Consider the following 13,181-nt stretch of genomic DNA (forward strand, 5'->3'; position numbering starts at 1 on the left):
GCGATGAACGATGCCGAACTGGCCGCGCATCTGGCGAAGATTGCCGGACGCATCCTGCTTGAAGTGCGCGAGAGCGGCGTGTTTGAAGGCAAGGCGCTCGGCGATGCAGGCGATGAAACTGCCAATGAGTTTTTGTGCCATGCTCTTCGCGCCGCGCGGCCCGACGACGGACTTTTATCGGAAGAGGAAAAGGACGACACCTCGCGCCTCTCCAAATCGCGGGTCTGGATTGTCGATCCGGTCGATGGCACCCGCGAATATGGCGAGAATCGCAGCGATTGGGCGGTGCACATAGGCCTTGCGATCGATGGCGTAGCGACGACAGGGGCGGTGGCGCTGCCCGGCCTTGATGGCGGAGTGGTGGTGCGCACAGACGAAGTGAGCGCGCTCCCTGATGCGGCCAAAGCCCCACGCTTCCTCGTCAGTCGCACGCGCCCTGCAAAAGAGGCCATTGCTGTCGCCGAAGCGATGGGCGGCGAGCTTGTCGGCATGGGCTCCGCTGGCGCAAAAGCAATGGCAGTGGTGCGCGGCGAGGCGGAGGTTTATCTTCACTCAGGCGGTCAATATGAATGGGACAGCTGCGCCCCTGTCGCCGTGGCAAAGGCCCACGGCCTGCATTGTTCGCGCATCGATGGAGCGCCGATCAAATACAACCGCGAGAACACATACCTTCCCGACCTGCTGATCTGCCGGCGAGAGCTGGCCGACGAAGTACTACGACTGGTTGCCGGGCTCTGAAGGGCTTGGCTCAGGCGCGCTTTCCGCTTCGTCCCCTTGGGTGGTGAGGGGCAGTATCTCGATCTCAACCCGGCGATTGGCCGCACGTCCCGCTTTGTTGGGCGCGCCATCGGGCAAGGCGTTTGGCTCTGCCGGATTTTGTTCGCCAAAGACGATGACATCAATCCGATCAGCTTTGGCGCCCGCATTGATGAGCCACTCAGCCACAGCAAGCCCGCGTGCCTCAGACGCACGCGCGTTCACCGCATCGCTGCCCGCGCTGTCGCTATGCGCGCGAAGGATGATCGGGGTGTCATTGGCAAATTGTTCAGATGCAGCCACTTCTTCCAACGCAGCGATGGCATCTGCGTCAAGCTCGCTGCCGCCGTCAGGAAAACCGATTGTTGTGCTGTACCCTTTCGAGGAGGCGATCACTTCGTCAGGGACCGCTACATCAGGGCGAAGGATCGACACCGCTTCGGTAGGCTGTGCCACAGGTTCTTGAGGCGGGGCAGGCTCTTCGCTTTCGGTTTGGCAGGCGCTCAGCAGCAACAAACAGATCGGGGCAAGGGCATTAATCGGGCGCATCAACTCGCTTTCTCTCGTGCTTTGGGATCTTCGCGTTTGGGTTGAGCATCTTTTGGCTCTGGCGCTTTTGGGGGCACGTAGGAGATGATGGTGTCTCCTGCACGCGGCACGGGGCGCACCGCATGGGTGAAGAAGCGCAAAGTGCCGCTTTCACGGACAATCAGCAACAGGCTCGCATCGTCCGGCAAAAGCTTTTGCGCATCTTCAAACGTGAATTCCTCGCTGAGCTTGGTTTTCTTGAAATCCCAATTGGCTCGCACCCGTTCATTCACTTCGGCAACGCCGACACCATCGTCAAAAAGCGCGCGTCCACGAATACTTTGAGGCAAGGCTGTGCGGCTCTCGCTGTCCTGATTTTCACCCAGTTGATAGACCATATCGCGGCCAATCTCGTGTGCGAACTCATTGCAGACAAGCGCATTATACGCCTCGTTCTCTGTGGCTGCGACAAGGACTTGAAAGGGTGTGAGGTCGAGGTTGTGCTCAGTCGCCTCATTGAGGATTTCGCCGTGGTAATGCGGCAAGCCTTCCAGCCTCGCGCGGCCAAGTCGCTGCCAGCTTTGATCGACGATTTGAACCGGCGTGCCAATCGCGTGAAGCTCTTTTGCAAGGGCGATGGTCCAAGGTGTTGCCCCGACGAGAAGCAGGCCGGGCCGCGAATCGCCTTTGACCTTCAACAGGCGCGCAACGAGATTGACGCTGAAGCCGTGCGCGATGACGGTGGTAACCACCACAGCAAAGCTGAGGCCGATGAGGATTTGCCCGCCTGCAATGCCAAGATCACCGAGGCGAAGCGCAAACAGGCCCGAAATAGCGACCAGAACAATGCCGCGCGGCGCAATCCATGCGACGAAGATACGTTCATTCCACGGGATGTCACTGCCAAGCAGGCTGACAAGGACGGTGATCGGCCGCACCAGAAAAAGGAGCACGACAAGAAACGCCCAAGGCCGCCAGCTGGTCTGGAGATAGGTGAGCTCTTCCCATTTAAGGGACGCTGCGAGCACGATGAAAATGCCCGATACCAGAAGAACTGCGATGTTCTCTTTGAACGGGTGAATGGACCGAAGGCTTGAGACATCTCGATTGGCAAGTGTGACACCCATCACTGTTACCGCGACAAGCCCTGCCTCATGCTCAATCTGGTTGGTGAGGACGAACACGCCGATCACGGTAATGAAGAGCACCGGGACTTTGAGATATTCCGGGATCGCACCGCGCGGGAACGCCCAGGCGATAGCGCGCGCCGCAGCATATCCGACAAGCCCTGCCAGAATGGCTGCAATGATCAATGGCGGCGCAACATCAAAGACGCTCGCATCGGGAAATTCATTGACCCGGCGGAAATATTCGTAGGCGAGAACCGCACACAAAGCGCCGGTGGGATCGTTGACGATGCCTTCCCATTTAAGGATCGAATTGGGCCGCGGTTGAATATTGGCCTGTCGCAGCAGCGGGATCACCACAGTCGGACCGGTGACGATCAGGATACCCCCGAACAGCACCGCGACGGGCCAGACAAGCCCCGCGATGTAAAACCCCGCAAGCGCGCCCAAAGCCCATCCGATGACCACGCCAATGGTCGCAAGGCGCCAAACCGCCTGCCCGGAATGGCGCAGTTCGCGAAGGTCGAGGCTAAGCCCTCCTTCAAACAGAATGAGTGCAACGCCGATGGAAATGAGCGGGTCAAGAAGCTCACCAAAGGCGGCTTCCGGGTCGATGAAGCCAGTGATCGGCCCCGCGATAAAGCCTGCCGCCAACATCAGGACGATCGCCGGCCATGCGGTCCGCCACGCAGCCCACTGCGCGCCGATGCCAAGGGCACCGACGGCAGCAATCGTGATGGCTTGAGTTTCTAATGAAATGGCAGTGGGCCTTCTATATCGGAGCGGATAAGGTGTTACTCGCCCTCGAATTGCATCAGTACGCTCACATCAACGCTTACCTCGCGCAAACGATCCGCGCCGCCCAGATCAGGCAGATCGATCACGAATAAGGCATCGCTCACCTCAGCGCCCGCTTGGCGCAGCAAGTCAGCGCTGGCGAGCGCAGTGCCGCCAGTGGCGATAAGGTCATCGACAATCACGACGCGCTCCCCAGAAGCGATGGCAGCAGGGTCAATCTCCAAGCGGTCGGTGCCGTATTCAAGGTCGTAATCAACCCCGATGGTTGCAATCGGGAGCTTGCCGGGTTTTCGCACTGGCACAAAACCCATACCCAATTGCACCGCGACCGCTGCGCCAAAAATAAACCCGCGCGCTTCCATCCCGGCAATCTTTTGAGCACCCTTAGCCTGAGCCAACCGGGCGAGATGGTGGACGGTGGACGCGAGGCCCTCACCATGACCAATCAGCGTCGTGATATCGCGAAACTGAATACCCTCTTGCGGAAAGTCAGGGACGGTTCGCACCAGCGCTTTGAGCGCGTCAGGGGATAGCGGCTGAGAGTTCATGCGATTGTCCTAACGCTGTGACGAGAAAACGAAAGGCTGCAAATGAAAACGCCCCGCCATCCGGACCCGGACGACGAGGCGCTTGATTTAGCTTTCGCGAGGAAGATCAGATGAGCTCTGCCTTGCCTTTTTTCTCAGCCTTTTTGGTTGCCCAGACTGTCTTGTAGGACATGAAGCCAAGGAGCGTTGCAATCAGCAGGAAGCCAATCACGAACCAGCCGGTTTGCTTGCGCTTGATCAGCGCAGGCTCGCCCGCCCATGTCAGGAATGCGGTGATGTCCTGTGCCATTTGCTCGGTCGTAGCTTCGGTGCCGTCGTCATAGGTGACGATGCCATCAAGAAGCTGCGGCGGCATAGCGATGTTGATGTTGTAGAAGTACTCGTTGAAGTACAGGCCCGGCGGCGTTTCGAAGTTCGGTGACTTGGCCACATCTTCTGGATCGGGTTCGTTATAACCCTGCATCAGAGAGTAAACGTAGTGAACACCGTCCTTACGCGCCTTCGTGATCAGCGAAAGGTCAGGCGGCAGAGCGTTGTTGTTGAACGCGCGCGCTTCGACTTCGTTGGCGTAAGGCGATGGGAATTGGTCAGTCGGAAGGCCCGGACGCTTGATCGCAGAACCATCCTTGGGGTCGATGCCGGGAACTTCCCATGTCGCCGCCTCGGCGCGTACTTCCGCCTCAGTGTAGCCAAGCTGCTCCAGATTGCGGAACGCGACGAACTTCAGGCTGTGACAGGCCGAGCAGACCTCTTTGTAAATCTTATAGCCGCGCTGCAGCTGCGCATAGTCCCAGGTGCCAAGCGGCCCATCGAACGAGAACCCACCTTCAGGAGCAATGTAGGGCTCCTGAAACGCGTAGTAATCGGGCTTTTCAGGGCTTGCGTAGTTGAAGAGACCCGGCATCAGCGACCAGAGGACCAAAACCCCCGTGATCGCGATACCTGCAAGAATGCCTCCAAGACGAATGGTCATGACCTAACTCTTTCTCGTTATCGGGTCAGTGAAAAGGGTTACTCAGCCGGTTCAGCCGCGGTTGGTGCTGCTGGTTCATTCTTACCAAGGACAGCGTCCGTGATCGAGAACGGCAGCGCCTTTGGCACTTCGATCTGGCTGATGATCGGCAGGATCACCAGGAAGTGAAGGAAGTACCACGCGGTCGCGATTTGCGAGAGCACGATATAGGGCTCTTCGGCTTTCGCACCGCCAAGATAGAACAGCGCAGCCATGTCGACGACGAAGATCCAGAAGAAGATGCGAAACAGCGGACGATAGGAACCCGAACGCACCGGGCTCTTGTCGAGCCATGGCAGGAAGAACCACAGCAGGATCGAACCGAACATCGCGATAACACCGAGAAGTTTCGCCTCGATCAGCACAATCCCGGTGAACGGAATGGTGAGATCGCCGGTGAAAGCACGAAGGATCGCGTAGAAGGGGTAGAAGTACCACTCAGGCACGATCAAAGCAGGGGTCGAAAGCGGGTTGGCCTCAATCCAGTTCTCAGCGTGGCCCAGCGCGTTTGGCGCAAAGAACACGACCGCTGCAAAAAGCGAGAGAACAAGGCCCAGGAACCAGCCATCCTTGGCGGTGTAATAGGGGTGGAAAGGAACCGTATCGCTTTCCTTCTTCACTTCAACGCCGGTGGGGTTTGAAGACCCCGGAATGTGCAGCGCCCAGATGTGCAGGATAACCGCACCCAGGATCACAAACGGCAGCAGGAAGTGCAGCGAGAAGAAGCGGTTCAGCGTCGAGTTGTTCGGTGCATAACCACCGACCAGCCAGACCTGAAGCGGCTCACCAATAAACGGAATAGCGCCAAACAGGCCGGTGATCACCTTCGCGCCCCAGAAGCTCATCTGGCCCCATGGCAGAACGTAGCCCATGAAGGCGGTCGCCATCATAAGCAGGAAGATCACAACCCCCAGTAGCCAGATCATCTCACGCGGGGCTTTATAGGATGAATAATAAAACCCGCGGAAAATGTGCATATAAATGACGAGGAAGAAGAAGCTCGCGCCGTTGGCGTGGGCATATTTCAGCAACCAGCCGTAGTTCACATTGCGCATGATATGCTCAATCTGACCAAAGGCGACCTCGGTGTTCGCAGAATAGTGCATCGCAAGGACAATCCCTGTGACAATCTGGAACATGAGGAAGAAACCGGCGAGAACGCCGAAATTCCACATATAGTTGAGGTTACGCGGCACCGGATAACCAGCACCAACCGCGTTATAGACCAACCGTGGCAGCGGGAGTTTTTCATCCAGCCACTTGGTAAAGTCATTCTTCGGTTCGTAAGAATTTGCCCAGGCGAAGCTCATAATGCTCTCTTGCTCGTTCTTTTCGTTGAAACAGTTTGCGTAACCATAGCTACGATCAATTAGCCGACACGGATGGTGGTGTCAGAGGTAAAGGCGAAATCCGGCACCACGAGGTTGGTTGGTGCAGGCCCTTTGCGGATGCGGCCAGCAGCGTCATAGTGCGAACCGTGACACGGGCAGAAATAGCCGTCGAACTCGCCCTTGTCCTCACCCTCGCCAGCGCCAAGCGGCACACAACCAAGGTGCGTACACACGCCAAGCTGGACCAGAATGTCTTCATTGCCTTCGCCAAGACGATCTTCCAGCGTCTCTGCATCGCGAAGGCTGCCGGCATCCACTGCTTTGACTTCAGCGATTTCTTCTGGCGCCATGCGCTTCACAAACAATGGCTGATCGCGGAACACGCCTTTGATCGACTGACCTGGCTCAAGCGACGAGACATCAACATCGGTGGTGGACGCTGCGAGAACGTCAGCGGTTGGTGCCATTTGACTTACCAAAGGAAACAGAACCGATGCACCGCCAACACCTGCGGTGCTGATCGCGGCGATGTGAATCCAGTCGCGGCGACGTACGCCTTCACCCTTGCCTTCTTCAGCGTTTGCGTTGTCTGCAGTCGAAGCCATTTTTCGATACCCTGCTAATTTAACCGCGACCGGAGAAGCCCGACGCGGTGTTTCAGTTATTCCTGCCAGCAACGCGATCCACGCGCCAGCTATCCCAATCCATCGTAGCGCCCCGAAAACTCACGGGACACACGTTCCACGATTGGCGCCCCTATAAGTGAATTCTTGGGAAAGCCAATGGTGTTTTAAGCACAATCAGTTCCGCTAGGCGCAAGGTGCGAAGAATTGCAAGCCCTAACGCACCGCAATTGCACTGAGTTGTCGCCCGTAATCCGGCGCGCCTTCCTGCGTAGCACGGCGGTAAGAATAATATGCTCTCCGGCCAGCGTAGGTGTCCTGGCCGATGATTGAAACGGTCCCGACGCCCGCTGCATTTAACCGCGCGGCGATGTAGCCTGGCAAATCGAAATGCCACCGCTCGCGCCCATCGCGCACTCCTGCAGGGGCGAAATGGACATCATCGGATACCATGAAATTCTCGCGAAAGGCCGCATCGACTTCATAGCTTTCTTGCGCAATTGTGGGGCCAAGGACAGCGGCAATGTCAGGGGTTTGCGCCCCCAAAGCCTCCATCGCGGCGAGCGTGTTTTCAAGGATCCCTCCATGCGCGCCGCGCCACCCGGCATGAGCTGCGCCCACCACTCCTGCCTTTTCGTCTGCGAAAAGCACCGGCCCGCAATCGGCAGTGACAATGCCAAGGACGATACCGGGGCGATTCGTGACAAGGGCATCGGCCACCGGGCGACCTTCAGGCTCATCAGACCACGGCTCATCCACTGTGATCACATCGCAAGAGTGCACTTGATGCGGCGCCACCAAAGGCGCACCTTTGACCAATGCGCTTGCCGCACCGGCTCGCACGGCCTGGATCGCGTCGCTATCTCCGGGTCCGCCAAAGCCAAATTGATGCAAGCCCTCTGCTGACCCGAAAAAGGCATGGGGAAGGCTTGCCAACTCTGGCGAGCGCTCAATGTGAAACGGCGTTTCAGCCATCCAGACTGCGGCTCACTTGTTCGAACGTATCGCGCGAGAGCTTGCCCTGCGCTGCGATTCGCTCAAGCTCGGCCTTCATCAGTGAGGCACGCCCCGCCTCAATCCGCCGCCATTTGCCTAAAGCTGGCACAAAACGCGCGGCCGTTTGCGGGTTGATCGGATCAAGCGCGATGATGCAATCGGCGATCACCTTGTAGCCTGAGCCATCGGCCGCGTGGAAGGCGCTGGGGTTCCCGGCAAACGCCATATAAAGCGAGCGCACACGGTTGGGATTGCTCATCTTGAAATCGGGGTGTTTGGCAAGCGCCTCAACCTGAGAGAGCACATCGGGGTGTAACGAGAGCGCTTGAAGGGTAAACCATTTGTCGATCACCAGATCATTGTCTTTGAAGCGCTCGTAAAAATCTTCGAGCCGCGCTTCGCGTTCAGGGCAATCAAGGCTGGCGAGCACCATCAGCGCGCCTTGCCGATCAGTCATGTTATCGGCGCTGTCATATTGATGTGCGGCAAGCTCTGCGGCCTTGGCCGGGTCTGATGCAGCGGCATAGCCCAAAACGATCGTCTTGACTTTGCGCGCCCCGCGCCCGGCCGGATCATCGAAGGCGACCTTTTCGCAGCGGTCATAAAGCGCATGGAACTCATCCTTGAGCTCGCGCCCAAGCATGGCTTTAAGCCCTTCGCGCTCGGCATGGATTGCGCCCGGATCAGCCTTGCTGTCCCCGCTTGCCATGCGTTCGAACAGATAGGTTTCGCTCGGCAGGCTGAGCAATTCGCCGCGCATTGCATCATCGAGGTCGGCATCTTCGATCACCGACTTGAACGCGCGAACCAGCGAACGCTCAAAGCTCACCTTCGAGCCGGCGATAGCATCGCGCTGAAGCTCTGACGTGCCGCGAGACGGATCGAACTCACCACGAATAGCGCTGAGCATATACATCACCGTCAGCTCTTGCAGCGCTTCATAGCGGGCAAACGGATCGTCATCGTTCTGCGCCAAAATCACCAATGCAGCTTTGCTGGCGGCCTGATCGATGATGACCGGAGCAGTGAAGCCGCGATTGATCGAAATCGCATCGGTGCGATCATCAATCGGCAGAGTCATGCTGTGCTTGTCGAGAATCAAGAGTTGTTCTTGATCACCCACCCCATTGCCGAACAGCTTGATCCGCAACGGGATCGTGAAATCGCACGGGACCTCTTCCCCGTCTTTGCCGCGAAGGAATTGCGAGATGTGGAGCCAGTCATCGTGATCGCGCGGTATGCTCTCGCGCCGCACCTTCACGACCGGAGTACCCGCAGTCGAATACCACTTGCGGAAATTGGTAAGGTCGAGCTGCGCGCCATCCTCAATCGCCTTGATGAAATCCTCGCAGGTCGCCGCCTCGCCATCGTGGCGCTCGAAATAAAGATCGGTACCTTTGCGGAAACGCTCCACCCCGGCCATGGAACGCATCATGCGGATGACTTCAGCGCCCTTGTTGTAAACTGTGGCGGTGTAGAAATTGCTGATTTCGCGGTAGCTATCCGGGCGAATGGGGTGCGCCAAGGGTCCAGCATCCTCAGGGAATTGAGCCGCGCGCAAGATGCGCACATCTTCAATGCGTTTGACCGCTTCTCCGCGCATATCCTGCGAGAAGAGCTGGTCACGCAGCACCGTGAAGCCCTCTTTCAAGGACAATTGGAACCAGTCGCGGCAGGTGATGCGGTTGCCCGACCAATTGTGGAAATATTCGTGCGCAATAACCCCTTCGACACCGTCGAAATCGGCATCGGTTGCGGTTTCAACGTCGGCCAGCACATATTTCGTGTTGAAGACGTTGAGCCCCTTATTCTCCATCGCACCCATGTTGAAATCGGAAACGGCAACGATGTTATAAAGGTCGAGATCATACTCGCGCCCGAACACCTCTTCGTCCCATTTCATCGCATTGTGAAGCGATTGAAGGGCATGATCAGTGCGGCCCAAATCCTCAGCGCGGACCCAGATATTGCACTCCACCTCGCGGCCAGACATGGTGGTGAAAGGCCCGCTGTTCGCGACAAGATCGCCAGCAACCAGCGCGAAGAGATAGGAAGGCTTGGGCCAAGGATCGAACCATTCGGCAAAATGGCGCCCACCTTCAAGATCGCCCGTCGCCTCTTTATTGCCGTTGCAAAGGAGGATCGGGAAGGTCGCCTTGTCCGCCTCCATCCGCACGCGGTAGGTGGACAATACGTCGGGGCGGTCGGGGAAGAAGGTGATCCGCCGAAACCCTTCTGCCTCACACTGGGTGCACAGCATCCCATTAGAGGCATAGAGCCCCATCAATGTCGTGTTTTTATCAGGCGCGATTTCGGTGGTGATCGTCACCTCGTGATCCTCGCCCTGAAGCGTCAGAAGAAGATCCGGCCCTTCCATCACCCAGTCATTTGTGGGCGCACCATCCACCAGCACGGCTTTCGCGGTAAGGCCATCGCCGTTCAGCCGCAAAACCTGGCTTGCATCCGCTTTGGCATTGCGCCGAACGCTCAGCGTTGCAGTCACTGTGGTTTTCTCAATGCCAAGGTCAAAGTGCAGCTTTGTCTCTGGCACTGCCCAAGGGTAAGGCTTGTAATCCTCGCGCCGGATTACCGGGGGTTCAGCCGGATTGGGCGCTGCATCAGCCAGTTCAGGGTTGCCTTGGGGATTCGATGGGGTTGTCGCTATATCCATGCGCATCGATTTAGGTTGATTTGGCTCTGGTTCCAACCGATTGAGGCAAGCAATGTCGCATTTGTTGATTTTTGGCCTTGGCTACACCGCCAAGCGCATCGCCGCCCGGCTTGAGGCACTCGACTGGCAGGTTGAGGCGACGGGGAGCGATGGCACCATCGATTTCGGCGATTCGACGGCGGTTGAAGCTGCCCTTGCCCGCGCCACTCACGTTCTTTCTTCCGTACCGCCAGATCGCGATGCGGGCGAAGACCCGGTGCTGGCGAAATATGGCGACGCTTTACGGGGCCGCGCGCTCTATTACCTTTCCTCCACCGGCGTTTACGGCGATCAGCAAGGCGCATGGGTCGATGAAGCCACCCCAACAATCGTCCAAACAGGCGAAGGCCGCCGCAATGCGCGCGCCGAGGCGGATGCAGCTTGGATGGAAATGGGTGCACGGGTCTTTCGCCTGCCCGGCATCTATGGCCCGACAAGAAGCGCATTGGACCGGGTGCGCGAGGGGCGTGCGCGGCGGATTGATCTACCCGGACAAGTGTTTAGCCGCTGCCACGTCGATGACATTGCCAGCGGCGTAGTGGCCGCGCTCACCAGCAATGCACCTGCCGGCGCCTATAACCTCGGCGATGATTTGCCGATCAGCGGTAATGCCGTGACCGAACACGCCTGCGCGCTTCTTGGGATCGAACCTCCCACAATGGAGACGCTGGAGGAGGCCAAATTATCGCCGATGGCGCGCGGATTTTATGGTGAGAATCGACGAGTCGCGAACGGTAAGGCCAAGCGCGTGCTTGGCTGGAAACTTCAATATCCGACCTACATTGAGGGGCTAGCGAGCCTGCTTTGACCTGAGCGCCAGTACCATCCCGATCACCGCAAGCCCCATCCCGCTCGCGGTGAGAGCCGTCCATTGATAGCCCTCAAACAGGGTCGAGATCAGCATCGCGACGCTGATCGTGAGGATCGAATTATACGCGGTGCGCCCTGCGCCAATCTCGCGCACGAGATTGTAATGCAATGGAAAAGTCACCACCGATCCGATCAGCGCCAAATAGACAATCCCGCCCCAATAGCTTGGAGCGGTTGGCACGGGCGGTGGCCCTGCGGTCACGAACGCAAAGCCCAGATCGAAGATCGTGCCATACAGCATCGCCCAAGCAAGCAGGCTCACCATCGGCACGCCGCGCCCGGTCGGATTGGCTTGAATGACATTAGCAAAGGATGCGGCGAGAATACCCAGCATCGCGAGCACGATGCCAAGCCCGACATTGCCGCCGACAACGCCAGCATCAGGGTTCGCCCGCCATTCATGCACCAACAGCAAGGACACACCCACAATCGCAATCGCACTGCCGATCCAGAAGCGGCCCTGAGCGCGCTCTCCGATAAAAACCTTTGCGAGCAGTGCATTAGGCACCATCAAAAGCCCAAACATCATCGCAACGATGCCGGAGGTCACATAAAGTTCGGCATGATAGACGAAGAGAAAATTGCCGCTGAACTGAAACAGGCCAACAAGCACGGCCAGCATTTGCTCTGGCCGAGTAAGGCGAAGCCTGCGCTTCGTCAAAAACGCAACGAGGAACAGCGCCGGTGTCGCGAGCGCAAAGCGGTAGAACACCGACCACGCCGCCGGAATGCCGTTGATTTGTCCAGTGATGACGAACCACGTCGATCCCCAGATCGTGCCGGTGAGCACGAAGGGGAGGATGACCCGCCAGTTCAGCATTGTTGGAGCCGAGGCGCTCACAGGCTGGCGATCGCTTTACCCAGCGCGCTCGCGTGGTCTTCGCGTGTGTCCCATGCAGTGACAAAACGCGCGGCATCGGCGCCCCAGTCGTAAAACGCGAAACCTTGCGCTCTCAAAGCCTCCCTATCGGCACCAGAAAGGCACACAAAGAGCTCATTCGCCTCCACAGGGTGCATCAATCGGTCCCCGCAACCGCTTGCAATCTCGCGTGCCGCCGCATTGGCGTGGGCCGCATTTTCAAGCCACAAATCACCCTCTAACATCGCAAGAATTTGCGCAGCGAGATAGCGGCCTTTGCATTGAAGGTGTCCGGCGCGCTTGCGGCGATACTTGGCAAGGCTCGCCTGTTCGGGGTCGAACAGCACCACGGCCTCCGCGCTCATCGCGCCGTTCTTGATGAAGCCGAACGCCAGACTATCGACACCGTGAGCGGCATCCGCTGCCGACCCGCCCAAGAAAGCCGCCGCATTGGCAAAACGCGCGCCGTCCATGTGGAGGCCAAGACCCCGCTCCTTTGCGAACGCATTTAGCGCTTGCAATTCTGTCTTGGTATAAGAGCGGCCATATTCGCTCGCCTGCGTTATTGCGATGGCGTGGGGTTGAACCTGGTGAACATCATCGCGGATCGGATCAATCAGCGCGGCGATACCTTCAGGTGTCAGCTTGGCTCCTTCACCCCCATGGCTATCGGCACACAGCATCAACTTTGCCCCGTGGAGATAAAATCCCGGCGCGCCGCCTTCATCGACTTCAATATGCGCTTCTGTATGGCAGACAACGCCGCCATGCGGCTGGACCATAGTGGCCAGCGCCAGACAATTCGCCGCCGTCCCCGTCGCCACCCAAAGAGCGGCGCATTCGCGCCCGAACAGATCGCTGAACCGTTCATCAAGCTGCGCAGACAGCGCATCGCCATCGTAAGGGTTGTCCGCGCTATCAGCGGCCCTCATCGCCTCCCACACCTTGGGGTGGACGCGGGCTGCATTGTCGGACAGGAAGGGCCTAGTCACAGTCATGGGGGTCTCGCTCATGGCGCAAAGC

At 58.2% G+C, this 13,181-nt stretch carries 12 protein-coding genes; 2 read left to right on the top strand and 10 right to left on the bottom strand.

Going from position 1 to position 13,181, the window contains the following annotated elements; all coding sequences use genetic code 11:
- The first annotated feature begins 3 nt into the window (after nucleotides 1-3).
- Entirely contained in the window at nucleotides 4-738 is a 735-nt protein-coding gene (locus INR77_RS00985; RefSeq protein WP_370632259.1) for a 3'(2'),5'-bisphosphate nucleotidase CysQ, read from the top strand.
- On the opposite strand, the gene INR77_RS00990 is transcribed toward INR77_RS00985, so the two are convergent.
- The 8 genes from INR77_RS00990 to pepN form a co-directional block, all read right to left on the bottom strand.
- Complete coding sequence (locus INR77_RS00990) at nucleotides 715-1,305, bottom strand: OmpA family protein (protein ID WP_223072111.1); 591 nt, start codon at nucleotides 1,303-1,305, stop codon at nucleotides 715-717. The genes INR77_RS00985 and INR77_RS00990 overlap by 24 nt on opposite strands.
- Nucleotides 1,305-3,170 carry a sodium:proton antiporter gene (locus tag INR77_RS00995; RefSeq protein ID WP_223073338.1) on the bottom strand — a complete coding sequence of 622 codons (1,866 nt, stop codon included), beginning with the start codon at nucleotides 3,168-3,170 and terminating at the stop codon, nucleotides 1,305-1,307. The genes INR77_RS00990 and INR77_RS00995 overlap by 1 nt, the downstream gene beginning before the upstream one ends.
- 35 nt (nucleotides 3,171-3,205) lie before the next feature.
- Nucleotides 3,206-3,757, bottom strand: a complete 552-nt coding sequence (locus INR77_RS01000) for an adenine phosphoribosyltransferase (protein ID WP_223072112.1) — start codon at nucleotides 3,755-3,757, stop codon at nucleotides 3,206-3,208.
- A gap of 106 nt (nucleotides 3,758-3,863) precedes the next feature.
- Nucleotides 3,864-4,730, bottom strand: coding sequence for a cytochrome c1 (locus INR77_RS01005; RefSeq protein ID WP_223072113.1), 867 nt, complete (start codon nucleotides 4,728-4,730; stop codon nucleotides 3,864-3,866).
- Between the two features lie 38 nt (nucleotides 4,731-4,768).
- Nucleotides 4,769-6,079 (bottom strand): cytochrome b/b6, encoded by a 1,311-nt coding sequence (locus INR77_RS01010; protein ID WP_223072114.1) that lies wholly within the window; start codon nucleotides 6,077-6,079, stop codon nucleotides 4,769-4,771.
- A 59-nt stretch (nucleotides 6,080-6,138) separates the two neighbouring features.
- The gene (gene petA / locus INR77_RS01015) at nucleotides 6,139-6,705 is read right to left on the bottom strand and encodes a ubiquinol-cytochrome c reductase iron-sulfur subunit (protein WP_223072115.1); all 567 of its coding nucleotides are present in this window, start codon (nucleotides 6,703-6,705) and stop codon (nucleotides 6,139-6,141) included.
- A gap of 234 nt (nucleotides 6,706-6,939) precedes the next feature.
- Nucleotides 6,940-7,698 (bottom strand): peptidoglycan editing factor PgeF, encoded by a 759-nt coding sequence (gene pgeF, locus INR77_RS01020; RefSeq protein ID WP_223072116.1) that lies wholly within the window; start codon nucleotides 7,696-7,698, stop codon nucleotides 6,940-6,942.
- On the bottom strand, nucleotides 7,691-10,390 hold the full coding sequence (pepN, locus tag INR77_RS01025) for an aminopeptidase N (RefSeq protein WP_223072117.1): 2,700 nt from the start codon (nucleotides 10,388-10,390) through the stop codon (nucleotides 7,691-7,693). Before pepN ends, pgeF begins: the two co-directional genes overlap by 8 nt.
- A gap of 52 nt (nucleotides 10,391-10,442) precedes the next feature.
- On the opposite strand from pepN, the gene INR77_RS01030 reads away from it, so the two are divergent.
- Entirely contained in the window at nucleotides 10,443-11,237 is a 795-nt protein-coding gene (locus INR77_RS01030; protein ID WP_223072118.1) for an SDR family NAD(P)-dependent oxidoreductase, read from the top strand.
- On the opposite strand, the gene INR77_RS01035 is transcribed toward INR77_RS01030, so the two are convergent.
- Together INR77_RS01035 and INR77_RS01040 are read right to left on the bottom strand one after the other, a co-directional pair.
- Entirely contained in the window at nucleotides 11,220-12,119 is a 900-nt protein-coding gene (locus tag INR77_RS01035; protein ID WP_255573846.1) for a DMT family transporter, read from the bottom strand. The genes INR77_RS01030 and INR77_RS01035 overlap by 18 nt on opposite strands.
- 17 nt (nucleotides 12,120-12,136) lie before the next feature.
- Entirely contained in the window at nucleotides 12,137-13,156 is a 1,020-nt protein-coding gene (locus tag INR77_RS01040; protein WP_223073339.1) for a low specificity L-threonine aldolase, read from the bottom strand.
- Nucleotides 13,157-13,181 lie beyond the last annotated feature (25 nt).

Origin of the sequence: Erythrobacter sp. SCSIO 43205, from assembly GCF_019904235.1 — a bacterium.
Classification (GTDB): Bacteria; Pseudomonadota; Alphaproteobacteria; order Sphingomonadales; family Sphingomonadaceae; genus Erythrobacter.